The 24,454-nt window shown below is 70.1% G+C and carries 22 protein-coding genes and 1 pseudogene; 7 read left to right on the top strand and 16 right to left on the bottom strand.

Features of this window, described 5'->3' with window-relative positions; all coding sequences use genetic code 11:
* Positions 1-14 precede the first annotated feature (14 nt).
* The 6 genes from B3S45_RS03945 to B3S45_RS03920 form a co-directional block, all read right to left on the bottom strand.
* Positions 15-2,345 carry an HtaA domain-containing protein gene (locus tag B3S45_RS03945; protein WP_286717515.1) on the bottom strand — a complete coding sequence of 777 codons (2,331 nt, stop codon included), beginning with the start codon at positions 2,343-2,345 and terminating at the stop codon, positions 15-17.
* Between the two features lie 107 nt (positions 2,346-2,452).
* Positions 2,453-3,235, bottom strand: coding sequence for a heme ABC transporter ATP-binding protein (locus B3S45_RS03940; protein WP_286717514.1), 783 nt, complete (start codon positions 3,233-3,235; stop codon positions 2,453-2,455).
* Positions 3,232-4,305, bottom strand: a complete 1,074-nt coding sequence (locus tag B3S45_RS03935) for a FecCD family ABC transporter permease (RefSeq protein WP_414683068.1) — start codon at positions 4,303-4,305, stop codon at positions 3,232-3,234. The genes B3S45_RS03940 and B3S45_RS03935 overlap by 4 nt, the downstream gene beginning before the upstream one ends.
* Positions 4,302-5,396 (bottom strand): heme/hemin ABC transporter substrate-binding protein, encoded by a 1,095-nt coding sequence (locus tag B3S45_RS03930; RefSeq protein ID WP_286717512.1) that lies wholly within the window; start codon positions 5,394-5,396, stop codon positions 4,302-4,304. Before B3S45_RS03930 ends, B3S45_RS03935 begins: the two co-directional genes overlap by 4 nt.
* Positions 5,393-6,316, bottom strand: a complete 924-nt coding sequence (locus tag B3S45_RS03925; protein WP_286717510.1) for an HtaA domain-containing protein — start codon at positions 6,314-6,316, stop codon at positions 5,393-5,395. Before B3S45_RS03925 ends, B3S45_RS03930 begins: the two co-directional genes overlap by 4 nt.
* A gap of 115 nt (positions 6,317-6,431) precedes the next feature.
* Entirely contained in the window at positions 6,432-6,803 is a 372-nt protein-coding gene (locus B3S45_RS03920) for a sterol carrier family protein (RefSeq protein WP_071045882.1), read from the bottom strand.
* Positions 6,804-7,464: 661 nt separating this feature from the next.
* Between B3S45_RS03920 and purD the strand changes: the two genes are divergently transcribed.
* A complete protein-coding gene (purD, locus tag B3S45_RS03915) occupies positions 7,465-8,736 on the top strand; it encodes a phosphoribosylamine--glycine ligase (RefSeq protein WP_286717509.1) in 1,272 nt (423 codons plus the stop codon).
* A gap of 456 nt (positions 8,737-9,192) precedes the next feature.
* Positions 9,193-10,107, top strand: coding sequence for a phosphoribosylaminoimidazolesuccinocarboxamide synthase (locus B3S45_RS03910; protein ID WP_286717508.1), 915 nt, complete (start codon positions 9,193-9,195; stop codon positions 10,105-10,107).
* Between the two features lie 15 nt (positions 10,108-10,122).
* Here the strand turns inward: B3S45_RS03910 and B3S45_RS03905 are convergent, their stop codons facing one another.
* Together B3S45_RS03905 and B3S45_RS03900 are read right to left on the bottom strand one after the other, a co-directional pair.
* Positions 10,123-10,872, bottom strand: a complete 750-nt coding sequence (locus B3S45_RS03905) for a cytochrome c biogenesis CcdA family protein (RefSeq protein ID WP_286717506.1) — start codon at positions 10,870-10,872, stop codon at positions 10,123-10,125.
* On the bottom strand, positions 10,872-11,435 hold the full coding sequence (locus tag B3S45_RS03900) for a thioredoxin family protein (RefSeq protein ID WP_286717504.1): 564 nt from the start codon (positions 11,433-11,435) through the stop codon (positions 10,872-10,874). The genes B3S45_RS03905 and B3S45_RS03900 overlap by 1 nt, the downstream gene beginning before the upstream one ends.
* 117 nt (positions 11,436-11,552) lie before the next feature.
* Here B3S45_RS03900 and B3S45_RS03895 point away from each other — a divergent pair, with 117 nt between their 5' ends.
* On the top strand, positions 11,553-12,872 hold the full coding sequence (locus tag B3S45_RS03895; RefSeq protein WP_286717502.1) for a uracil-xanthine permease family protein: 1,320 nt from the start codon (positions 11,553-11,555) through the stop codon (positions 12,870-12,872).
* A 39-nt stretch (positions 12,873-12,911) separates the two neighbouring features.
* On the top strand, positions 12,912-13,796 hold the full coding sequence (locus B3S45_RS03890) for a VOC family protein (RefSeq protein WP_071043405.1): 885 nt from the start codon (positions 12,912-12,914) through the stop codon (positions 13,794-13,796).
* Between the two features lie 18 nt (positions 13,797-13,814).
* On the opposite strand, the pseudogene B3S45_RS03885 reads toward B3S45_RS03890, so the two are convergent.
* The 6 genes and pseudogenes from B3S45_RS03885 to B3S45_RS03860 form a co-directional block, all read right to left on the bottom strand.
* Positions 13,815-14,843: pseudogene (locus tag B3S45_RS03885) on the bottom strand (LacI family DNA-binding transcriptional regulator); the annotation flags it as partial.
* Positions 14,844-14,873: 30 nt separating this feature from the next.
* Positions 14,874-16,349, bottom strand: coding sequence for a GH1 family beta-glucosidase (locus B3S45_RS03880; protein WP_414683067.1), 1,476 nt, complete (start codon positions 16,347-16,349; stop codon positions 14,874-14,876).
* 5 nt (positions 16,350-16,354) lie between these two features.
* Positions 16,355-17,269 carry a carbohydrate ABC transporter permease gene (locus tag B3S45_RS03875; RefSeq protein ID WP_286717501.1) on the bottom strand — a complete coding sequence of 305 codons (915 nt, stop codon included), beginning with the start codon at positions 17,267-17,269 and terminating at the stop codon, positions 16,355-16,357.
* Positions 17,266-18,372, bottom strand: coding sequence for a carbohydrate ABC transporter permease (locus B3S45_RS03870; RefSeq protein WP_414683066.1), 1,107 nt, complete (start codon positions 18,370-18,372; stop codon positions 17,266-17,268). Before B3S45_RS03870 ends, B3S45_RS03875 begins: the two co-directional genes overlap by 4 nt.
* An 87-nt stretch (positions 18,373-18,459) precedes the next feature.
* Complete coding sequence (locus tag B3S45_RS03865; protein ID WP_286717500.1) at positions 18,460-19,740, bottom strand: extracellular solute-binding protein; 1,281 nt, start codon at positions 19,738-19,740, stop codon at positions 18,460-18,462.
* Between the two features lie 202 nt (positions 19,741-19,942).
* Positions 19,943-21,076, bottom strand: a complete 1,134-nt coding sequence (locus B3S45_RS03860; protein ID WP_286717498.1) for a hypothetical protein — start codon at positions 21,074-21,076, stop codon at positions 19,943-19,945.
* Between the two features lie 444 nt (positions 21,077-21,520).
* On the opposite strand from B3S45_RS03860, the gene purS reads away from it, so the two are divergent.
* Entirely contained in the window at positions 21,521-21,769 is a 249-nt protein-coding gene (purS, locus tag B3S45_RS03855; RefSeq protein ID WP_194384306.1) for a phosphoribosylformylglycinamidine synthase subunit PurS, read from the top strand.
* Positions 21,766-22,470: a phosphoribosylformylglycinamidine synthase subunit PurQ gene (purQ, locus tag B3S45_RS03850; protein ID WP_286717496.1), complete on the top strand. Its 705-nt coding sequence runs from the start codon at positions 21,766-21,768 to the stop codon at positions 22,468-22,470. The genes purS and purQ overlap by 4 nt, the downstream gene beginning before the upstream one ends.
* A 157-nt stretch (positions 22,471-22,627) precedes the next feature.
* Here purQ and B3S45_RS03845 read toward each other — a convergent pair whose 3' ends face one another.
* A complete protein-coding gene (locus B3S45_RS03845) occupies positions 22,628-23,062 on the bottom strand; it encodes a DUF1761 domain-containing protein (protein ID WP_194384305.1) in 435 nt (144 codons plus the stop codon).
* A 100-nt stretch (positions 23,063-23,162) separates the two neighbouring features.
* Here B3S45_RS03845 and B3S45_RS03840 point away from each other — a divergent pair, with 100 nt between their 5' ends.
* Positions 23,163-24,095, top strand: a complete 933-nt coding sequence (locus B3S45_RS03840) for a 2-hydroxyacid dehydrogenase (protein ID WP_228480892.1) — start codon at positions 23,163-23,165, stop codon at positions 24,093-24,095.
* A gap of 95 nt (positions 24,096-24,190) precedes the next feature.
* On the opposite strand, the gene B3S45_RS03835 is transcribed toward B3S45_RS03840, so the two are convergent.
* Positions 24,191-24,403, bottom strand: a complete 213-nt coding sequence (locus B3S45_RS03835) for an SCO4848 family membrane protein (protein WP_194384304.1) — start codon at positions 24,401-24,403, stop codon at positions 24,191-24,193.
* Positions 24,404-24,454 lie beyond the last annotated feature (51 nt).

The following is a 24,454-nucleotide window of genomic DNA, read 5'->3' as shown; positions in this document are numbered from 1 at the left end:
ACGCGCCGTGAGTCTCATCGCACGGATGCGGCCGTGCGGCGGCGGGCGACCACCAGAGCGGCGCCGGCGATCAGCATTCCGAGGGCCGCCCACGCGAGACCGCCCTGCTGCTCGCCACCCGTGGCAGCGAGGCTTCCATCGGTGGTCGAGTCGCACTCGACCTCCGCCCCCAGCGGGAAGGCGAACGACACCGGGTCGAGCGCCGTGCCCGCCTCGTAGAAGCCGGCGAAGGCCTCTGCGCCGGCGGCCGTGAGGGTGGCGGCGGCGCCCGTCCAGCTGACCTGGGACCCGGACTCCGCTGCCGCCGGCAACGACAGCGAAGCGAAGACCACGCCCGATGCGTTCACGTCAGGGCTGCCGTTGTAGCCCGCCGACTGCACGTCGACGATCAACGACGCGGAGGTCGCACTGTGCACCTGGATGCGCGGGCTGGAGATCGTCAGGTCCAGAAGTCCGTCGTGGCCGGTGAAGGTGGCCGATCCGCCGTACGAGACGAGTCCGCGGTCGGTCTCGGTGCTGTAGGCGCCCGATCCCGCTCCCCACCCGATCGAGTACGAGCCGTTCGCGATCGGACCGTCGATGTAGGACCGGAAGCTCTCCTTCACGCTCCACTGCAGGGTCGCTCCGGAGACGTCGCGCGCCACGCAGGCATCGGCTGTGTCGACGGCGACCGGGTCCGCGTCGACCGTCGGCAGCTGGGCGGCCGATTCGACCACGAAGGGAGCCGAGACGATCACCTCTCCCGCCGCGGAGAGTTCGATGCGGTGCTCGCCGACCGGGAAGTCCGCAGGCACGGTCCACGCGAACGAGGCACGGCCGGAGTCGGTCACCGTCTGCGACCCGATCACGACCGGGTCGGAGAACGCGGTCGCGGTGACCGTGCTCCCGGCCTCGAGCCCGCCCGCCGTGATGGTCAGCTCCTCGCCCTGGCGGACGGTCGAGCCGCCCTGGAAGGCGATGTACGGCTCCGTCGGCTCGGCGACAGTCACGGCCGCGAAGGCATCCATCGACCGGTCGGTCTGCGAGAGGCCGTGCGCCGCACTCGTGGCGACCTGGTAGTCCACCCCGGTCTCCAACGAGCCCGCAGGAACGGTCACCGTCGTCGTGAAGGCACCGTCGACGATCTGAGCGGGCATGACCCATCCCTGCGTGATCCACCCATCGCTCGGAAGCGGCGTCTCGCCTGACCACACGGCGGTCTCGCCGAAGAGCACGTAGACGCCGTTGACAGCGCCCGCACCCTCGTACCCCTCGCCGCTCACCGTGAGGATGTTCTCCACGGCCGGGTCGAGATCCGCATCCGGAGCGACCGTCAGCGTCGGTCCGACGGGCTCGGGCTCGGGCTCGGGCTCGGCGAAGGCGATGTCGACGGCGAGCTCGTTGACCGCCTGAACGACACCACCGGCACCGACGGTGAAGACGGCCAGGCGCCCACCCGGGATCTCCTCCTCCGCGAGAGCCTCCTGGTCGATCGTGACCTCCCACACGAAGTCGGCGGTGCCGTCGCCGTTGTCGGTCCACTTCACATACGGCGCTACCTCGTTGGCACCCTGCACCCACACCGAGTACGCGTTCGAACGGTCGGACGAAGCCGCACCCTCCGACGGACGCCACGTGTCAGCAAGCCAACCGACCTGCGCATACACACCGGCGGGCTGACCGGCGGAAGGACCGTAGATCGCCAGCGCCTCCGTGCTGTACCCCTCACCCGTGACAGTGATCGTCGCACCCTCCGGATCCAGACCCGTCGTCTCCGACACACTCAGCGTCGGCACAACCGGCTCAGGGGTCGGAGAGGTCGTCGGAGTGGGCTCCGGCGTCGGGTCGACGGTCGGCTCCGGCTCCGGCTCCGTCGTCGGCTCGGGTTCGGGATCCACGGTCGGCTCCGGCTCCGGCTCAGGCGCCGCGGCGTACGCGACGGGCGTCGTCGACGCCTGCGTCGGGTCGTCGACACCGTGCGCCGCGCGCGTGACGATCGCGTACGACACGCCTTCGGCGTAGGCGGGAACGGGCACCTCGACGGCGAAGGAGCCGTCGGCGTTCATCGGAGCCGTGGCACCGAGGCCGGGGATCTCTCCCGTGGTGTTCGTGTCGTCGATCCACACGGTGTAGGTGTCTTCAGCCGCACCGACGACACGCAGTCCCAAGTAGATGCCGAACCCCGACGGATCGAAGCCCGAACCGCTCACCGTGACCGTGCCGCCCTCTCGGGGAGCCTGGGGGACGGTGACACCGACCGCGGCGTGCGCGGGAAGCGCGACGCCGACGATGGAGGCGGAGGCGATGAGGGCGGCGATGAGAACGCTCGCCAGAGCGCGCCAACGTGCGCGCACAGCAATATCCACGGGTACTCCTCGGGAAGGAAGGGAACGAAAATGCGCTCCGTTGCGCGTCAAAGTTTGAGGTTAGGCAAACCTTGCTGAGGTTAACCTAACCTATTCTCAGTAGCTTGTCAGCCGGTCGTTCGGCGCGGCAGGATGAGCGGCCGCCCCGTATCCGGGTCGGCAACCACGCGCACCCGCGTGCCGTAGATCTCCGCGACCCGATCCTGCGTCAGCACCGTCTGCGGAGATCCGTGCGCCGCCACCGTTCCACGGTCGACCATCGCAACGTCGTCCGCATAGGCGGCCGCGAGGGAGAGATCGTGCAGCACGACCACGACGGCCCGGCCATCCCGGGCGAGATCCCGCGCGGTGCCGAGCACGTCCTCCTGATGCCTCAGATCCAGAGCGGCGGTCGGCTCGTCGAGCATCACCACGGCGGTGTCCTGCGCAAGCACGCGTGCCAGCGAGACGCGAGCTCGTTCGCCCCCGGACAGCGAGGGCACTTCGCGGTCGAGCAGATGGCCGACGTCAGCACGCTGGATCGCCCGGCTCATCACGTCGATGTCGAGGTCGGCGCGATCCGTGCCGATCCAGGGAGAGCGGCCCATGTCGATCACCTCGCGGGCCGTGAACGCGAAGGCCACCTGATCCTCCTGCGGCAGAACCGCACGCCGGCGGGAGAGCTCGCGCGGAGACAGGGCGCGCATCGGCGCGCCATCCATCAGCACCTCGCCAGGGGCGGGATGCGCGTCACCGGTGAGCACACGCAGGAGCGACGACTTGCCTGCGCCGTTGGGCCCGACGAGCGCGAGAAGGCGCCCGTACGCGACCTCGATGGACACGTCGTCGAGGATGGTCGTCGACCCGACGCGATACGTGACGTGCCGCGCGGCGATCGCCGCGGCGGTCATGCCCATCCTCCCGCGCGGCGCCGGTTGCGGCGGATGAGCCAGAAGAAGAAGGGGCCGCCGATGAGCGAGGTGAGAACGCCGATCGGCAGGTCGGCCGCGGGCACGATGGTGCGGGCGAGGAGGTCGGCGTAGACGAGCATCGTCGCGCCTCCGATCAACGACACCGGAAGCAGGACCCGGTTCGAGGGACCCAGGAGCATGCGGGCGACATGCGGCACGACGAGGCCCACGAACGCGATGATGCCAACGAACGCGACCGCGACACCGGTGAGGAGAGCCACCAGCACGATCGAGACCAGACGCAGCCTCTCGATCTTCACGCCGAGGTGCGCCGCGGTGCGATCGCCGAGCGCGAGAAGGTCGTACCGCCGCGCGAGGCCGATCGTGGCGGCCGCGGCCGCCGTGCCCACGACGACCGTGATCGCCACCTCCGACCACCGGGTGCCGTTCATCGATCCGAGCTGCCAGAAGATGATCTGCTCCCGCGAGGCGGTGTCGCCGACGAACATGAGCAGAGCCAGCGCCGCTCCCGCGAACGCGTTCACGGCGATTCCGGTGAGCAGCAGGGTGACGGCCTCGGTGCGCCCCTGCGAGCGCGCCGCGGCATAGACGACGAGCGTGGCCGCGAGTCCGCCGGCGAACGCGAAGAGCGCGCTGCCCCAGGAGCCGAAGGCCGTCGCGCCGATCGTGATGGCGATCGCCGCACCGACGGCGGCGCCCGAGGAGACACCGACGACGCCGGGCTCGGCCAGCGGATTGGCGAAGATCGCCTGCATCACGGCCCCGGCAACGGCGAGGAGCGCGCCGACCGCGACCGACATCACCACGCGAGGGAGCCGGATCTGCCAGAGCGTCTGCTCGATGAGCGGGTCCACCGGCGCCCAGGCGTTGTCGATCCCGGCGGCGCGCAACAGCGATCCGACCACCTCCGGGGGGCCGATCGGCAGCTGCCCGATGCCGGCCGAAAGCACGATGCCGATGACCAGCAGCAGCAGTCCTGCTCCGATGACGACACTCCGACGCACACGACGCGCGGTAGCGGCCGGAGCGGTCGCCGCGGGAGCGGTCACCGCTCGTCCGGGGCGTAGATCGCCCGGGCGAGAGCAGCGAGCACGTCGGCCGCTCGCGGCCCGAAGGAGAGGATCTGCCCGTCGGCCATGTCCACGAAGCGGCGGTGCTCGCCGGCTGAGGTGAGGGCGATGGCCGGCTTGTCGGCGAGCAGTCCATCCACACCGCCTACGGATTCGATGCCACCGGTCATGACGAGGATGAGGTCAGGATCGGCGGCGACCATGGCCTCGTCCGTGAGCGGTTGCATCCCCCGCCACCCGAGTTCTCCGGCCACATCCACGCCCCCGAGGCCTTCGATCAGGGTGTCGGCCCCGGATTCTTCGCCGAACAGGTAGTAGACCCCGGCCGTGCCCCGCAGGTAGAGGAACACCATGCGCAGCCGATCATCCGGATCGGAAGGCGCGAGACGTGCGATCTGGGCGGACACCTCGGCGAGCTCGGCGTCGATCCGATCGGCCAGGAGCTCTCCGGCTTCGGGGGCACCGAACACCGCAGCGACGTCGCGCGCGAGCTCGGCGGCCCCCTCGAGGGAGGCGGACTCCTCGACGAAGACGACCGTGATGCCGACGTCACGAAGCTGCTCGACCACATCCCGTGGCCCGATGCTCCCGTCGGTGAGGACCAGTGTGGGCGCCAGGGCGATGACCGCCTCGGCATTGACGCTGTGGCCGTCGGTGGTGATGACGGGCAGATCCACGGCGCCTGGGAAGGTCGTCGACACGTCGCGGCCGACGAGCGTCTCACCGAAGCCGAGGCCCCACACGGTGGCGGCGAGCGACCCCGAGAGATCCATCGCGACCACGCGCGACGTGTCGGAGACGACGACGTCGGTGTCGCCGCCGCGGTCGTGCGAGACGACCTCGGCCGGCAGCTCCTGCGACGGGGATTCGACCACCGGCACAATCTCCGCCTCGTCGATGACCGCCGTGGACTCCCCCGTCCACGCGCGCGGATCCGCCAGCGGCACGACGTCGCTCAACGGCACCTGGGCGGAGGCCGTCACGGTCTCCTCCGCAGCGGAAGGCGCGGTTGCGCATCCCGTGACGATCAGAAGGACGCCCAAGAGCATGACCGTCGCGCGTCGTCTCACGGGGCCACCTCGGAATCGCCTCCGCGACGCCAGCGGCGCAGCACGACGACGGCGGCGGCCGTCGCCGCCGCCGCGATCAGCGCGCCGATGCCGGTCCACACGAGCCACGAGGCGTTGTCGGTGGTCGCCGCCGGCGGATCGACGTCGACGGCGGCGGGGTCAACGGTCGACGTGCTGGGCTCGGGGGTCGGAGAGGCAGCGGCCGGGCACTCGGCGACGATGGTGAAGCTCAGCGGATCGAAGGCGGTACCCGGCTCGTAGCTGCCGAACGCGGCGAACCCGTCTTCGGTGATCGCTGTCGGAGCATCCTCGACCGCGAGGGTGACGCTGTCGCCGTCGGTGGTCACGGTCATCCCCTCGAGGTCGACCTCGACGAAGCCGACCTCGGTCAGCGTCTCAGCGGTCGCGTCTCCGGCCATCGCATCTTCCATCGAGACGCCGGTGATGTCGACGACGATCTGCGCCGTGGCGGCGTCGACGATGACGAGCGAAGGGTTCTCGACCGTCGTGTCGAGAAGCCCGTCGTGGCCGGTGAAGTGGATGCCGCCGTCGACCGGGACCGTCCCGGCAGAACCGTCGGAGGAGACCTCACCCGCCGATGACGCGAAGAGGAACTCCGGCGTGGCGTAGGACACGTCCCCCGAGGTCTCCCATTCACCGTGCGCGATCGATCCCGAGATGTAGGACCGGAAGGACTCCTTGAACCCCCATGACGCGTCGGCCTCGACGACCTGACAGGTGGTCGCCTCCGGGGTCGGCGTCGTCGCCGCGGTCGCGGCGGGCGCCGCGGCGACCGCGGTGAGAGCGCCAACGGATGTCGCGAGGGCGGAAGCCAGGACGACACGGACCCGGCGGGCGGGGCCGGCGGCGTGCGCGGGTCCGATGGGGCGGGGAGAGGGGGTCGAACGGGCAGAGCGCACGCGGACTCCTGACATGCACGAGGCGAAAAATCGCCTACTTAGGGTGGGCTAACCTAATCTATCCCACCCGCCGCGCCGGCGCATTCCCGCACCCGCCCGGGCATCGCACAGTCCGTCAGGGCCGGAGCGGAAGCAGAGCGGCGATCTCCCGGGCACGCGTGCCCGACGCGCTCAGCTGCGCGGTGCCGGCGACATCCGACCATGTCGACTCTCCCGTCGCCAGGGCGATCCACGTGGCGGGCGTCATTTCGACGACGTTCGGCGGAGTTCCTCGGGTGTGGCGCGGACCTTCCACGACCTGGACGGCGCCGAACGGCGGCACGCGCACCTCGACGGAGTTCCCCGGCGCCTTCTCGGCGAGCAACTGCAGCAGGTAACGCACGCCGGTGCCGAGGTCGGCGCGGACGGGTTCGCCGCCGGCCGCCGCGGCGCCGCTCACAGCCGCGAGCGCGGCGCGGCCGTCATCCGTCGTGATCTTCCGAGCCATTCCTTGAGGCTATCCCCGCTCGGCCGTCGCCACCCGCCACCCGCCATCCCGGCAACCGGCGATCCCGGACCTCCCCGCCACCCGCACCGGCCACCGGCCACCGGCCACCGGCCACCGGCCACCGGCCACCGGCGGATCCTGGCCCCGCCCCGTCTCACCCGGTCCTAACTCAGGCTGGGGGCGGCATCGACTTCCAAAACCCGGCCTATTCGGCCACAACCCGACACCCGTCCTGAGTTGGGGCACGGCGCAGGAGGCGCAATCGCCGAGCAGCCCCGCCGCACGGCCACACACCACGGCCGACGCTGACCTACCCGCCACCGGCCGCTCGCCACCAGCCACCCGACCCTCCGACCACCCGGCCCTCCGACCCAGCCACCCGGCCCTTCGACCACCCGGCCACCCGGCCACCCGGCCCTCCGACCCAGGCCACCCGGCCACCCGGCCCTAACTCAGGCTGGGAGCGGGATCTACCCCCGAAACCCGGCTGTCTTCAGCCACAAGCCGACACACAGCCTGAGTTGAGGCGCGGATGAGGGAGGAGGGTCCAGACGGCGAAGGTCAAGCGCCGGAAGACGAGAAGGCGGAGGAGGGCCCAGACGGCGAAGGTCAAGGGCCGGAAGACGAGAAGGCGGAAGAAGGCCGCGGTTAGGCTGGCGGGGTGAAGATCCTCGTTCTCGGCTCGGGTGCCCGCGAGCACGCCATCATCCTCGCTCTCCGGTCCGAGCAGGCCGCGCACGACATCCTCGCTGCGCCGGGGAATGCCGGCATCGGGCGTGACGCCACTCTGGTCAGCCTCGACCCGAACGATCCCGTCGCGGTGACCACGTTCGCCATGGAGAACACCGTCGACCTGGTCGTCATCGGCCCTGAGGCGCCCCTCGTGGCGGGCGTCGCCGACGCACTCCGCGAGCGCGGCATCCCCGTCTTCGGTCCGGGCGCCGCCGCCGCGCAGCTGGAGGGCTCGAAGGCCTTCGCCAAGCGGGTGATGGATGCCGCCGGCGTGCCGACCGGCCGCGCCGTGCGCGCCGCCACGCCGGACGAGGTCGAGGCCGCCCTCGACGACCTCGGCTCGCCGCACGTCGTGAAGGCCGACGGACTCGCCGCGGGCAAGGGCGTCATCGTCACCGGCGACCGCGACGCCGCCCTCGCCCACGCCGCGCAGTATCTCCCGAGCGGGCCGGTGCTCGTCGAGGAGTTCCTGGCCGGCCCCGAGGTCTCGCTGTTCTTCGTGTCCGACGGCGACCACGTACTACCGCTCAGCCCGGCACAGGACTTCAAGCGCCTCGCCGACGACGACGCCGGTCCCAACACCGGCGGCATGGGCGCCTACTCACCACTGCCGTGGCTGGCCGACGGCTTCGGCGGCGAAGACGCCTTCGTCGACCTCGTCACCCGCGAGATCGCCGAGCCCGTCATCCGCCAGCTCGATGCCGAGGGTACGCCGTTCATCGGGCTTCTGTACGCGGGCCTCATCCTCACCGACACGGGTGTGAAGGTGATCGAATTCAATGCGCGGTTCGGCGACCCCGAGACGCAGGTCGTGCTTCCGCGCCTCGCCGATCCGCTGTCGGAGCTGCTGCTGGCCGCGGCGTCGGGACACCTCGAGGACCACGACCGCCCGTCGTTCTCGGATGCCGCGACGGTCACCGTCGTGATCGCGAGCGAGGGGTATCCCGCATCCCCGGCGACCGGACGCACACTGTCAGGCCTCGACCGGGCCGAAGCCCTCGACGGGGTGCACCTCGCCCACGCCGCGACCGCGCTGCACGACGGCGAATTCCTCGCCACCGGCGGACGCGTGCTGAGCGTCGTCGGCGTCGGGTCGTCACTGGCAGACGCGCGCGATCGCGTCTACCGCGGCGTCGACGCGATCGGCCTTGAGGGCGGCCAGCACCGCCGCGACATCGCCGCACGCGCCGCCGACGCCTGATTCGGATCGCGCCGCGGCGGCCACGCCGACCACGCTGCCGCCTGCAGCCTCGCTCGCGGTGCACACTTCCGTCGCCTGAGCCCCAACCACGCGCCCTCGAGGCCTTTCCGCCTCCCGCAGCCTCGCTCGCTCGTTCACAACTCCGCAGATTCCGACCGCCACGGGCTCATCCGCCGCCGTTTCGCCCGACATGCGCGCACGTTTGAGGAGTTGTGAACCGCGCCCGGGGCGGAGCGGCAGGTCGCCGCCCGGGGGATGCCGACCGCCACGTCGCATCGGTTGCCACGCGGCGGCGCCCCGCCCACGCGGCGGCGCGTGCGTAACTCCGCACAAACGGCTGCCGCGACGGCAGAACGGGGCGATTTCACCGCTGCGCATGTCCCGTTTGAGGAGTTGTGAACCGCGCGGCCGGGTGGAGCGGCACGTCGCCGCCGCGGTGACCGGGATAATGGCCGGGTGAGCACCGACGCACCCGCCCCCGCCTCGGCCGACCTGCCCGGTTGGCGTCACGTCTACTCGGGCAAGGTCCGCGACCTGTACGTTCCCGCCGACGTGGCCGACGCTGCAGACGCCGATCGGATGCTCGTGATCGCGAGCGACCGCGTGTCGGCTTTCGACCATGTGCTCTCCCCCGGCATCCCGGGCAAGGGCGAACTGCTGACGCGCCTCAGCATGTGGTGGTTCGACCGCCTCGCGGGCTCCGACGGCGGTCCGCGCATTCCGAATCACATCGTCGACGGCGCCGAGCCGCCGGCTGCGGTGGCGGGCCGCGCGATGGTCGTGCGCTCTCTCGACATGCTGCCGATCGAGTGCGTCGTGCGGGGCTACCTCACGGGTTCCGGCTATCAGGAGTACGTCTCGTCGGGCACCGTCTGCGGCATCCCGCTGCCGGCGGGGCTCGAGGACGGCGACCGCCTTCCCGAGCCGCTCTACACCCCGGCCTACAAGGCCCCCCTGGGCGAGCACGACGAGAACATCACGTTCGAGCAGTCCGTCGAGCTCGTCGGCGAGGATCAGGCGGCGGCCCTGCGCGACGCGTCGCTGGCGATCTACACCCGCGCCGCCGCCACTGCCGAGGCTGCGGGGCTGATCCTCGCGGACACGAAGTTCGAGTTCGGCCTCGATGCCGAGGGCACCCTGACCCTGGCCGACGAGGTGCTCACGAGCGACTCGTCGCGGTACTGGGATGCGGCTGCGTGGCAAGACGGCTCGACACCCGCCGAGCGTATGGCGAGCTTCGACAAGCAGATCGTGCGCAACTGGCTCGCCGCGCACTGGGACAAGACCGGCACGCCTCCCGAGCTTCCCGCCGAGATCGTCGAGCGCACCGCCGCCCGCTACCGCGAGCTCCTGGACCGCCTCACCGCCTGACCCCTCCCGGCGTCGTCAGCCGAGGAGAAGGCGCTCGAGGTTCTCGATCGGCTCGTACCAGCCCTGGTCGAGCACCCAGGTCTGCAGCACGCGGTCCCACCCGAGCGCGACACCCACCCCCACGACGAGCAGAATGCCGCCGACAACGCGGCGGAACACGCCGTGCGGGTCGCTCAGCCAGCCGAGCCTGCGCACGATCGCCGTGCCGGCGAGCGCCACCCCGAGCAGAGCGAGCGCGAGACCGATCGCGTAGGCGGTGACGTAGACCGTGCCGGCGGCGAAGCTCGCGGGAAGCACGGTCGCCACGATGAGCGCGTAGGTGGGCGAGCAGCTGCTGAAGGCCGGACCGAGCGCGGCGCCCAGGGCGACGTCGCCCGTGAGCCCGCCGCGACGGTATCCGCGATCGAGCAGGCGACCGCCGCCGGCTTGCAGCCCGGTGGCGACGGTGACCCGCTCCCACAGCGCCGGGAAGAGCATCGTGAGGCCGAGCACGGCGACGATGACGCCCGAGACGGCCTGCCAGATCCATGCCGGCACGCCGAGGAGCGCCGAGGTCGCCTTCAGCAGCAGGGTGAAGGCGATCACCGAGGCCGCCAGGGATCCCGCGATGACCAACGGCCGGAACCACTGCCGCTCGGCGATGCCGGCATCGGCCCGGGTGCGCGCCGCGGTGCCGCCGACGATCACGGGCAGCAGCGGCAGCACGCACGGCGCGAGCACCGTGAGCACACCCGCCGCGAACGCCACCAGCGTGAGCCCGAGCATCAGTCCAGGCCGAGGCCGGTCAGCGCCGTCTCGAGCGTCGGGTCGTCATAGGGCACGAACGACGCCGTCGCGGCACCGCTGTCGTCCAGCGCGACGACCGTCGTCTGCTGACGGACGTCGTATCGCTGCCGCAGGTCCTGCTGCGTGTCGTAGTCGACCTTGAGCACGGTCACCCCGTCGGGCACGCCCTGCGCGACGATGTCATCGTCGAGCGCGCGGCACTGCGGACACCACGTGGCGTGGAAGAACAGCACGCGCGTGCCCTCGGCCGCGGCGAGCGCGCTCTCGCTGTACTCCACGTACGCACCGGGCGAGGCCCCGGCGGCCGCGTCGCCGGCATCCGCCGTCTCGTCGCCATCGGCCGCGTCGGGCCCCCCGGCATCGGCGTCGGACTCATCCGCCTCGCCCGTGGGATCCGCCTCCCCCGTGGGATCCGCCTCGCTCGTGGATGTCTCGACCGCGGCGGGCTCTCCGCCGCCGGCCACGGACAGGGCGACGGCGCCCCCGACACCGACGACCAGCAGGCCCGCGACCGCGAGGGCGACGACGGTTCCGCGCTTCATGCATCCATCCTCCCTCTCCGGACGCGCCGAAAGCATGACGAAGCGGTGACGGATGCCGCCACCCGATATCGTGTCGGCGGCGCGGATTCGCCTGTCGCCCAGCCTCGAGGAGCACGTATGCCTGTCTGGTCCCTGCACGGAAACGGTCGAACCGTCGAGCCCGGCAAGGTGGTGGCGCCCGGGGAGCGGCTGAACTGGCCCGCCACGATAGCGATCGGCATGCAGCATGTCATCGCGATGTTCGGTGCGACGTTCCTCGTGCCGGTGCTCACCGGATTCCCCGTGCCCACGACGCTGCTGTTCTCGGGCGTGGGCACGATCCTGTTCCTGCTGATCACGCGCAACAAGCTTCCGAGCTACCTGGGTTCGTCGTTCGCATTCATCGCGCCGGTCACCGCCGCCACCGCCACCGCGGGCATGGGGTCGGCACTGGCGGGCATCGTCGCCGTCGGCGTGCTGCTGGCGGCCGTGGGCGTGATCGTGCAGGTCGCCGGACTCGGATGGATCGATCGCCTCATGCCGCCGGTCGTCGCCGGCGCGATCGTGGCCCTCATCGGCTTCAACCTCGCCCCGGTGGCGTGGGACAACTTCCAGCAGCAGCCCCTGACGGCGACCATCACGCTCGTCTCCGTGGTGCTGTTCAGCGTTCTCTTCCGCGGCTTCCTCGGCCGCATCTCGATCTTCCTCGGTGTGATCGTCGGCTACGTCGTCGCCCTGCTCTCCGGCGAGGTCGACTTCACGGCGCTTAACGAGGCCGCCTGGGTGGGCCTGCCGCCGTTCCAGATCGCCGACTTCGCCTCGCCCCAGACGTGGGGGGTGATCGCGATGTTCCTGCCGGTCGTGCTGGTGCTGATCGCCGAGAACGTCGGCCACGTGCGTGGGGTCGCGGCGATGACGGATGCATCGGTCAACCGTCACACCGGCCGCGCGCTCATCGCCGACGGCGCCGCGACCACCGTCGCGGGCCTGTTCGGCGGCTCCGGAACCACCACCTACGGCGAGAACATCGGCGTCATGGCCGCCACCCGGGTGTACTCGACGGCGGCGTACTGGGTCGCCGGCGCAACCGCCATCCTGCTCAGCCTGTCGCCGAAGGTGGGCGAACTGTTCAACTCGATCCCCGCGGGCGTGCTCGGCGGGGTGACGACCGCGCTGTACGGCCTCATCGGCATCATCGGCATCAAGATCTGGGTCGACAACCGCGTGGACTTCTCGCGTCCGGTCAACCAGTACACCGGAGCCGTCGCGCTGGTCGTCGCCATCGCCGGATTCACGATGCAGTGGGGCGACTTCCAGCTGGGAGCCATCGTCATCGGCTCCTCCGCGGCGCTGCTGATCTACCACCTCGGCAACGCGATCGCCCGCGCCCGCAGAACCGGCGCCGACGACGGTGGCCCCATCCCGGCTGTCGGGGCTCTCGGCGGCGACCCGGAGTGATCCGGAACACCACGACGGTCGCCGCGGTTGTTCATTCCCATGAATGAGAAAACCCGCGGCGACCGGCTGGCGTCCGCGACCTCGATGGGCGCGGTGACGCTGCTCGTCGCCGATCTCGACGCGATGATGCGCTTCTACCGCGACGTCGTCACTCTGCAGGTGCTCGCCGAGGACGCGACGTCGGCGACCCTCGGCCGTGCCGGGCACGCAATCCTGGTGCTGCGGCATGAGCCGACGCTCCGGCACGCCGTTCCCGGATCGGCAGGGCTGTTCCACACCGCGATCCTCTTCGAGAGCCAGCGCGCCCTGGCCGCCGCCCTGTACTCCGTCGCGCGCCACGCCCCGGGAAGCTTCACCGGCTCGGCCGATCATCTCGTCAGTCAGGCGTTCTACCTCACCGATCCCGAGGGCAACGGCATCGAACTCTACTGGGATCGAGCGCGCACGGAGTGGTCGTGGACCCACGGCCAGGTCGAGATGGCGACGCTGTTCCTCGACCCGAACGCGTTCCTCTCCGAACATCTCACCGATGAGGCGGCGCTCGGTGCCACCGCCGACGATCCCGCCGCGGTCGGACACGTGCATCTGTCCGTCGGGGATGCCGCCACGGCGCGCGCGTTCTACGCCGACACGATGGGGTTCGATGTGACCGCATCCCTCGGGAACCAGGCCGTCTTCGTCAGCGCCGGCGGATACCACCATCACATGGCGATGAACGTCTGGAATTCTCGGGGGGCCGGCCCGCGCATGCCCGCGCTCGGCCTGGGCCGCGTGGACCTGGTGCTCCCCGACGACGACGCCCTCGGCGCCCTGGGCGAACGGCTTCGGGATCGCGGGGTGCCGGTGCGCGACGACGGCCGCACCGTCACCTTCGACGACCCCTGGAACAACGTGCTGCACGCGGGGGTCTCCGGCCGCGGGTGAGGCGGCTCCGTGCAGCGATCAGGCGGAGTCGCGCACGATGAGATCGGCGGGAAGCACCGTCACGTGGGCAGGCTCGAGCCCGGCGAGGCGGTCGAGCAGCATGCTCGCCATCTGCTCGCCCTGCTCGAACGACGGCTGGCGAACCGTCGTCAGCCGTGGGGTGACGGATGTCGCAACCGGGGAATCGTCGAACCCGACGATCGCGACGTCACCGGGAACCGATATGCCCTCGGCCGCCAGCACGCTGAGCACACCCTGCGCCATGAGGTCGCTCGCGACGAAGATCGCTTCGGGGCAGGGACCCGCCGCGAGCATGCGGCGCATCGCGGCGGCGCCGCCGTCGGTGGTGAAGTCGCCGTCCTCGACGATTCCCTCGGCGAGGTCGGCGGCGGCGAGGGCATCGCGATACCCCTGGAGGCGGTCGATCGCCGCCGGCATGTCGAGCGGGCCGCTGATCGAGGCGATCGTGCGGTGGCCCTTGCCGATCAGGTGCGCGGTCGCCTCGTAGCCGCCGCGGCGGTTGTCGACGTCGACGTAGTAGTCGCGTTCGCGCGTGGTCACGGGACGGCCGCCGTAGACGACGGGGACGGCGGCAGCGATGCGATCCAGGTACGTGTCGCTGGTGTGGTGGGAGACGACGATGGCGCCGTCGACCGCACCCGAGCGCATGTAGCTCGTGGTCTTGTCGCCCGGGTCGTCGCTCGCGATCACGAGGTTGAGCACGTAGTCGGACTGACTGAGGCGTGCATTGATGCCGGAGACGACCGAGGCGAAGAACGGGTCCCCGAAGAACCGCGTGGTGTCCTCGGGCACGATCAGCGCGATCGCGTGGGTCTGACGACTGGCGAGGGTGCGCGCGGCGCGGTTGGGCACGTAGTTGAGGTCGGCGATCGCGCGGGTGACCGCTTCGACGGCCTCCGGGCTGACGGCGGGGGAACCGTTGACGACGCGTGACACCGTCGACCTCGACACCCCGGCCTCGGCGGCGACCTCCTCGATCGTGACGGCCCCGCGAGCTGCGGACGACGTGGTCACCACGACTCCTTCCCTACGCCTGCGCGATCGGGCGGTGCGGGATCACAGCGCGCGCGAGGCGATGATGCGAGCGTACTCGCGACCGCTGTCCTTCACGGCCCGCTCCTGCGTGGCGTAGTCCACGCGCACGATGCCGAACCGCTTCTCGTAGCCCCATGCCCATTCGAAGTTGTCGAGCATCGACCAGTAGAAATACCCGCCGACCTCGACACCCGCCTCGATCGCGTCGAGCACGGCACCCAGGTGCCCGCGCAGGAACTCGACGCGGTCGGCGTCGTGCACACGCGTCTCGCCGCCTTCGACGATCGCGACGTCGTCGTAGGCGGCACCGTTCTCGGTGACGTACAGCGTCGTCCCGGCCGGGCCCGCGTAGTCGGCCGACACCCGCTGCAGCAGGCGGGTGAGTCCTTCCGGCTGCACCTCCCACTGCATCGGGGTGCGGGGAAGCCCCCGCTCGTGCCAGAAGATCCCCTCGTGCGAGGGGAACGCCGAGTGCGCGGGACGGGCGGTGGGCGCATCGCCGCCGACCGGTGCGACTTCCGGCTCGTGCCCGCCGACGTATTCGCCGTGGTAGTAGTTCACGCCGAGGGAGTCGATGCGGCTCGCGATCGTCGCGAGGTCGCCCGGCTGCACGGCGGTCTCGAACGCGGCGACGGCGTCGGCATCCACTCGCCGGATGTCCTCGACCACGTCCGCCGGATACTCTCCGCGGAAGATCGGATCGAGGAACCAGCGGTTGAACTGGCCGTCGATGCGACGCGCGGCGTCGGCGTCGGCGGGGTCGGCTGGGTCCACGGCGTCGGCGACGGTGAGGTTCAGGGTGATGCCGAGGTTCAGCGATGCGTCGCGCTCGCGGAGCGCGGAGATCGTCTGTCCGTGCCCGAGCAGCAGATGGTGCGAGGCGAGCAGGCCCTCTTCCACGCTGTAGTGACCGGGAGCATGGATGCCGGCGGTGTAGCTGAGGAACGACGAGCACCACGGTTCGTTGAGGGTCGTCCACACGCGCACGCGATCCCCCAGCGCGTCGTGCATGTCGAGCGCGTACTCGGTGAAGCGGGCTGCCGTGTCGCGGTTCGCCCACCCGCCCCTCTCCTGCAGCGCCTGCGGCAGATCCCAGTGGTAGAGGGTGAGCCAGGGCAGGATGCCCGCATCCAGCAGCTCGTCGACGAGACGCTTGTAGAAGTCGACGCCGGCCGCGTTCACCGCACCGCCATCGGGGCGCACGCGGGACCACGACGTCGAGAAGCGATAGGTGTTCAGGCCCATCTCCGACATGAGAGCGACGTCATCGCGGTAGCGGTGGTAGTGATCGCAGGCGATGTCGCCGTTGTCGCCGTTGATCACGGCGTCGGGCACGCGGCAGAAGGCGTCCCAGATCGAGTCGCGACGACCGTCTTCGTGGGCCGCGCCTTCGATCTGGAAGGCCGCGGTGGCGGCGCCGAACAGGAAGTCCGACGGGAATGGGCGCGAGGGAACTGACATCCGGGGGGAGTCCTCTCGGGAGGTGGTGGCGGTCATGGTGCTCATCCCTTCACGGCTCCTGCCATGATGCCGCTCACCAGCTGCTTGCCGACGAAGACGAAGAGGATCAACAGGGGGATGGTCGCCAGCAGCACGCCCGCCAGGACGATGGAGTAGTCGACGAAGTAGTTCGACTGCAGCAGCGACAGCGCCACCGGCAGGGTCGGATTCTGCCGGTCGAGCACGATGAACGGCCAGAAGAAGTTGTTCCAGGCGGTCACGAACGTGAACAGACCGAGCATCGCGGCGGCCGGTCGCGCGGCGGGCAGCCCGATCGTCCAGAAGGTGCGGAAGGATGTCGCACCGTCGACGCGCGCCGCCTCGATGAGCTCGTCCGGGACCGACTGGCGCAGGTACTGCGTCATCCAGAACACCCCGAACGCCGTCACCAGCGCCGGCACGATGATGGCGCCGATCTGCCCGGTCCAGCCGAGGTCGGCGAAGAGGATGTACAGCGGCACGACGCCCAGCTGCATCGGCACGGCCATCGTGGCGATGACGAAGACGAGCAGCCCGTTGGCGCCGCGGAACCGCAGCTTCGCGAATGCCCATCCGGCGAGGGTCGAGAAGAACACCACGGACAGGGCGATGAGCGCCGAGCTGTAGATGGAGTTCCAGAGCGCCAGCCAGAAGTTCACGGCCGGGTCGTTGACGACCGCGAGGGCGTTGTCGATGAAGTTGCCGCCCGGCAGCCACGACATGTTGGGGTCGCGGATGGTGGAGGCGTCGCCGGATCCGATGAGGAACGACCAGTAGAAAGGGAACAGCGATCCGCCGAGCACGATCGCCAGCACGCCGTAGACGAACCAGCCCGGTCGCGATCCGCGGATCGCGCGGCGGCGACGCGGTCGCCGCTTCTCCTCGGTGGGGATGTCGCCGTCGGCGATGGTGACGGGAGGAGTGGTGGTGGTGCTCATCGCTCGTCCTCTCGGGTCGGGCCGGTCGCGGATGCGGCGCGCGCACGGGCGTCGCTCTGCACGGCGAGCCGGGCGGATCGGGCGGCGGCGCGGCGTTCGGATCGGGTCTGGGTGGTGCGGGTTCCCTCGGTGCGCACCAGCCCCTGGGTGACGAACAGGTTGATCACGCCGATGAGCAGGATGATGATGAAGAGGATCCACGCGAGGGCGGCGGCGCGGCCGAAGTTCCATTCGCCCCAGCCGATGTTGTAGAGCCAGAGGGTGATCGTCAGCCACTGCGAGTTCGGTCCGCCGGTGCCGTACTGGTCGTACATGCGCGGCTCGTCGAAGATCTGCAGACCGCCGATGGTGGAGGTGATGATCACGAAGATCAGCGTCGGGCGCAGGCTCGGCACCGTGATCGAGAAGAACTGGCGCACCTTGCCCGCGCCGTCGACCGTCGCGGCCTCGTAGTAGTCGCGCGGGATGGCCTGCATGGCGGCCAGCAGGATGAGGGTGTTGTAGCCGGTCCAGCGGAAGTTCACCATCGTCGCGATCGCGATGTGGCTGGCGAACGCATCCGAGTGCCACTGGATGGCGGGAATGCCGAGGTTCTGCAGCGTCGTGTTGACGAGGCCGTACTGGTCGCCGAACAGGTTGCTGAAGATGAGCGCGACGGCCACGGGCGCCATGACGTAGGGGACGAGGACCCCCATGCGCCAGAAGGTCTTGGCGCGGATGTTCTGGTCGAGCATCGCGGCGATGAAGATCGCGGCGATCAGCTGCGGGATGGATGACAGCAGGAAGATGCTGAAGGTGTTGCGCAGAGCGATCCAGAACTTCGGGTTCCCGAGGATCCAGCTGTACTGCTCGAAGCCGACGAACTCGCCCGCGTTCCGCACGAGGTCCCAGTCCATGAACGAGATGACCGCGGTGTAGGCGATCGGGAACAGTCCGACGATCGCGAACAGGATGAAGAACGGCGAGATGTACAGGTAGGGCGAGAACTTCAGGTCCCACCTGCTCAGCCGATGCCCGAAGGCGACGCGCCTGACGGGGCGCTGCGGTTCGGGGGTCTCGCTCCACCGGCTCGGGGCCCTCGGCGGGGTGGTTGTCGCGGTCACGACGGTCCTCGTTTCATGCGTGCGATACGGCGGCGGCGGTCGGTGCTCCGGGGGCGGATGCGCGGTCGCACCCGCCCCCGGAAGGCGTCAGCCGATGAGATCGACTTCCGAGACCCACTGGTCCCACGAGGTCTGGGCGTCCTGCGTGCCGTCTTCGACACGGGTCAGCGCCTGCTGCATCGCGTCGTTGATCTGGAAGTAGTACTCACCCTTGAACGGCGACACGGTGACGGCGTTGGCCCGGTCACTCAGGATCGATCCGACCGGTGCGTCGTTGAAGTACGCGTTGGTGGCCTCCAGCAGCGTCGGGTCGGTCAGTGCCTCGTTCTGGCTCGGGAACGTTCCGGCGGCCTCGAAGGCCGTGATCTGCTGCTCGGGAGCGGTCAGCCAGTCGGCCAGTTCCTGCGCGGCCCCGACGTTGGCGCCGTTGCCGGGGACGGTCAGGTACGACCCGCCCCAGTTGCCGCCGCCGTTCGGGAAGACGTTCGCGATGTCCCAGCCGGTGGTGTCGGCTGCGTTGCCCTCGATGACGCCGAGCATCCAGCCCGGGCAGAGCATGGTGGCGAAGGCGCCGTTGGACAGACCCGCGAACCAGTCGTCGGACCACTGACCGAGGTGGGCGGACTGGTCCGCGCTCGCCTCGAGCACCTGGTTGTAGATGTCGGCGACCTCGGGGTTCTCCGTCGCGGTGATCTCGCCCGTCTCGGGATCCTCGTACGCGGCGGGCAGCTGGTTGACCATGCCCTGGTAGGTGCCGCCGGCGGAGTCGAAGAACGCGTTCCCCGTGGCATCCACGTACTGCTCACCCATCTCGAAGTAGGTGGACCAGTCGCCCTCGAGCATCGCGGCGACCTCGTCGCGATCGGTGGGCAGGCCCGCCTCCGCGAACAGGTCGGAGCGGTAGCAGACGCCTTCGGGCCCGATGTCCGTGCCATAGCCGATGAGGTTGCCCTCCGCGTCGGTGGCGGCCTCGACCTTCCAGTCGAGCCAGCGGTCGGAGAGGTCGGCGGGAACCGGTGCGAGCAGGTCGGAGTACTCCATCACCTCGGGCAGCCAGTCGACCTCGATCGCCTCGATATCGGCGAGACCGGTCTTGCCGAGCTTCTGGAAGTAGTTGGCGCGGGCGTCGTTCGAGGTGGCCGCGCGGTTGTGCACGATCGTGACGTTCGGGTGCTCGTCCATGTACTCCTGCAGGAGCTCATCGGTGTAGCCGAAGTCGTTGAAGGTGGCGATCGTCAGCTCGACCTCTTCATCGCCCGAGCCGCTGCCGGACGAGTCCGACGAGCCGGCGCAGCCGGCGAGGACGAGGGTTGTGGCGGATGCCGCGGCTGCCGCGGCAGCGGCGCGACGCAAAGCGCGTGATTTCACGGGTCACTCCTTTGTGGTGTGGGTCCTGGTGGATGTCGGTGCTCGCCGCATGCTGGTCATGAGAGCGCTCTCACCGAACGAGGAGAGACGCTACGGGAGCGCTCTCATGATGTCAAGGGAGCGCTCCCACGCGGTGATCACAGTTTGGTCACACGTCCGTCGGACGCATCATCAGGGCACATTCACAAAGGGGAATATGGCCTCAGCGACGCGGCGAACGCGGGCGGAGCAGCCGTGGGATGGGCTCGTCTCGCAGCCGCAGCGGGGCGACCAGACGCGCGAGGGCGAGCGCCGCAAACCCCGCGATGAGCTTGTCGGCGAGTGAGGCGAGGAAGTTCACGGAGAACAGCGCGAGCCACATGCCCTGGGCGGTACGCAGCGCACTGATGTAGGCGTCCGTGACATGGCCCGATCCGTCGCCGTCGTACAGCAGTCCGTTCAACGGAGCGGCGATGAGGGTGCACACGAGTGCCACGACGAGGTTGAGCACGACGAAGCGAGGGATCGTGTGGGCGAACCGGCGGATCCCGTATCCCCACAGCACCGCACCGGCGGCGTTGACGAGCCCGAACAGCATGGTCTCGGGAGAGGTGATGAGGGCCGCGAGGAGGTTCGTGGACACCCCGACCGCCAGGCCGTACCAGGGCCCGAGGGCGAAGGCCGCGGTCGCCGTGCCGATCATGTCGAGGTAGACGGGCAGACGCAGCTCCCCCGCCACCGCGGTGCCGAACAGGTTCAATCCCACCGACCCCACGAGGATCGCGACGATCAGGCTCGCCCGCAGCGTGGCCAGGGTGGGGCCATCAGCGTCCGCGTGCGTCGTCGTCGGTGCCGCGCCGGCACTGGGTGTCGGGCTGGTGCTGGGGATGCCGGTGCTGGGCGGCGGGCTGGTGCTGACCGTCTGGCCCGGGCTCGGAACGGCGCCGGTGCTGGGCGACCGGACCGTGTCGGCGGCCGTGGTCAGCGAGGCCGTGTCGGTGGCATCCGAGTCCGGGCCCTCTGCGCCCACGACCGCCCCACGGTCGGTTCGCGCCGCCAGACAGCGTCGACGCCAGTCGCGGGCGGATTGCTCGTCGCCACCGAGAGCGAGGACGATCTCGGCGACGAGGTCGGCGTTGATGCGCCGCCGGCCGGGCCGGAACACGTCGTACACCGTCGAGCGGGCGATCCGCGCTCCCGCCGGGCTCGCGCCCTCGGCTTCTCGCCGGCGCGCGATCCGCGCAGCGATGTCGGCGTACGACACGTCGCCGGATTCGATACGGAGGCGCTGGAGGTCCGCGGCGATCGCGTCGAAGGGTGCAGATGCGCGCGTGGACGCATCCTCTTCTTCTGTCATCGTCTCCCCCGATGCCCCCCCCCGGCACAGTGATCCTGATGCTACGACACCGAATCGGCAGGTATCGATTCCACCGTCACACGGCGACCCGAGCGAGCCCGCGAACGCGATCTGTCTGTCCGGGAGTGTCCGGAATCGGCGTCGACCCGGGGCGCTGACCGCCCTGTCCCGTTGACTGGTGCACGTCGCCGCCGTCTCGACCTCGGGCGAAGTGGGGGCCGCGAGGCTCGCCCGTCGAATCCGGCCGCGGCGACGATGACTGACCGGCGTTCATCCGCGCCGTCAGCGGAGGCGCGGGTGTCCGGGGGACGATGCGGCCTTCGACAGGGTGTGGCCGCGGTGGGGGCCGCGGCCACACCCTCTCCTTGCCATCGCCGGGCTCGGAGACGCGGCCCGCGCAGATAGGATGGTCGCGATCCCTGCCCGCGACATCCGGAGCCTCGTATGCCCACCATCGTCGTCGACGTCATGCCCAAGGCCGAGCTGCTGGACCCGCAGGGGAAGGCCGTCTCCGGCGCCCTGGGGCGCCTCGGCAACACCGATTTCTCGGACGTCCGCATCGGCAAGCGGTTCGAGCTCACCGTCGACGGCGAGGTCACCGACGAGGTGCTCGCCTCGGCGCGCAAGATCGCCGATGAGATCCTGTCGAACTCCGTGATCGAAGACGTCGTGGGCATCGAGGTGGTCGAGTGACCGCCCGCATCGGGGTCATCACCTTCCCGGGTTCCCTCGACGACGTCGACGCGCGACGCGCGATCGCCCTCGCCGGCGCAGAGCCCGTCGCACTGTGGCACGGCTCGCACGACCTCGACGGTGTCGATGCACTCGTCCTGCCCGGGGGCTTCAGCTACGGCGATTATCTGCGCGCCGGAGCCATCGCCGCCCTCGCGCCGATCATGGCCGAGGTGAAGGACGCCGCCGCGGCGGGAATGCCCATCCTCGGCATCTGCAACGGCTTCCAGATGCTCGTCGAGGCGCATCTGCTGCCGGGCGGGCTCATCCGCAACGCCCATCAGCAATTCATCCGCCGCGATCAGCGGCTGCGCGTGGAGAACACCGACACCGCCTGGACGGCGCGGTTCACCGCGGAGCAGGAGATCGTCATCCCGCTCAAGAACGCCGACGGCGGGTACACGGCCGACGCCGACACCCTTGCGCGCATCGAGGGAGAAGGGCTGGTCGCGTTCCGCTATCTGGGCGTCAATCCCAACGGCTCCCTCAACGACATCGCCGGTCTCACCAACGAGCGCGGCAACGTCGTCGGTCTCATGCCGCATCCGGAACATGCCGTCGAGGCCGGCTTCGGGCCCGACACAGCTGCGGCGATGCGCTCCGGCGTCGACGGCCTGTCCTTCTTCACCTCGGCCGTCTCGACTCTCGTCGCCGCCGCCTGACGTCACCCGGGGCGCCTTCCCGCGCCCCACCCCGCCCCGCCCCGCGTTCCCCGGTTCACCTGTCACGGGATGTCGCATCCGCCGGGGATGCCGACATCGCGTGACAAACGAATCGCGAAAGCGGCTCGTCGGGCCGCGGGAGGGCGGGAGAGCGGGATCAGACGGTGCCGGCCGGGGGCCAGACGCCGATGATGATCGCCATGACGACGAGCGTGACCAGTTCGTGCGCGATGTTCAGCACCGTCAATGAGGTCGGGCGACCCTCGAACGCGTCGTGGGTGATGAAGCGCGCCGCGGTGAAGCCCGCCCAGAGGATCACCGAGGTGGCCAGCGTCGCCCACAGGTATCCGCCGCCGTAGAAGTGCCACGCGATCGTCGCGGCACCGGCGAGCACCCATGCGGTGATGAAGCTCACGATGAGGGTCGTGATGATCGGCCACAGCGCGGTCGCGGCGGGCCGGTCCATGTCGACCTTCGCCAGCCGGGCCCACCGTGTACCGAACACTTTCGGCGTGTACCAGATCGACCCCACCACCATGGAAGACAGAGTCGCGATCAACACGGCCCAGTAGTTGATCTCGGGAATGGTCATCTCGGCCTCCTCGTCACGCCGACGGCGTGTGCTCGGCGCGAGCGTATCGCCCACCGGCGCCGACCGCATCCGATCTGCGCGCACGCGATAGCGTGGCGAGGTGACTTCCGGCACCTCATCCCTCGTCGTCAGCGTCCCCACCGAGCGCCTCGCGCACGACATCCAACCTCTTCCCGAAGGCGTCGAGGTGGTCGTATGGCCGATGGACGGCCCCGCCCCGCAGCAGCGATTCGACATGGTCGTGCCGCCGTACATGTCGATGAAATCGGTGCTGGAGCATCTGAGCGGACTAGATGTGGCGCTCGTGCAGTCGCAGTCGATCGGCTACGAGGGCGTCGAGGACCTCGTCCCCGACGGCATACGCTTCGCAAACGCCTCGAGCGTGCACGAGACGTCGACGGCGGAGCTGGCCGTCGGACTCGCCATTGCGTCACAGCGCGGAATCGACCGGTTCGCACGCACGCAGGCGCACGGTCAGTGGGAGCCGTTCGTCGCCCCCAGCCTCGCCGACCGGCGCGTCATGGTGCTCGGCTACGGCGGCGTCGGAAAGGCCATCGCCCGCCGCCTGTCGGGCTTCGAGGTCGAGATCATGCCCGTCGCCTCGCGCGCGCGCGACGAGGACGGGGTGCGCGTGCACGGCGTCGCCGAGATGCGCGAGCTGCTGCCGCACACCGACATCGTCATCACCTCGCTGCCCGGCGGCGACAGCACGCGCCACATCATCGACGACGGTTTCCTGTCGGCGCTTCCCGACGACGCCCTCGTGGTCAACGTCGGACGCGGACCCCTGATCGACACCGATGCGCTCGTCGACCACGTGACGCGCGGGCGCATCCGTGCCGCGCTCGACGTGACCGATCCCGAGCCGCTGCCGGCAGACCATCCGCTGTGGACGCTGCCGGGCGTCTTGATCGTGCCGCACGTCGGCGGCGCGACGACCGCCATGACGCCGCGCATCGCTGCGCTCGTGCGAACGCAGATCGAACGGCTCGCCGCAGGCCAGGCGCCGCTGAACGTCGTTTTCGGCGGCTGATCCGCGACACCCGAGAGCGGGCTGTCTTTCCGAGACCGGGTGCGTGCGGCCAGGTCTCGGACCGTGTGCCAGGTCTCGGGTGTGTCCGGGCGGCTCTAGAGCAGAACGAGCACGCCGGCGACGATCGACAGCGCGGCGAGGATCAGCGCGATCGTGATGAGCACGACGTGCACGCGATAGAACGTCGTGCGCTTCCCGCTCGCGTCGGTCGCGCGAGCATCATTCGCGATGCGCGGATAGAAGCGCGGCCACACCACGACGTTGAAGACGGCGTTGACGAACAGCACGGCGGCAGCGAGGATCTCCACCCTCCCAGGCTAGTCGCGCCGACTCCGCCGGACGGCACGCCGTCACGTGGC

Source organism: Microbacterium sp. UBA1612, from assembly GCF_002321605.1.
Classification (GTDB): Bacteria; Actinomycetota; Actinomycetes; order Actinomycetales; family Microbacteriaceae; genus Microbacterium; species Microbacterium luteum.
The sequence above is the reverse complement of the archived record's forward strand: the minus strand, read 5'-3'. Positions and strand labels throughout refer to the sequence as shown.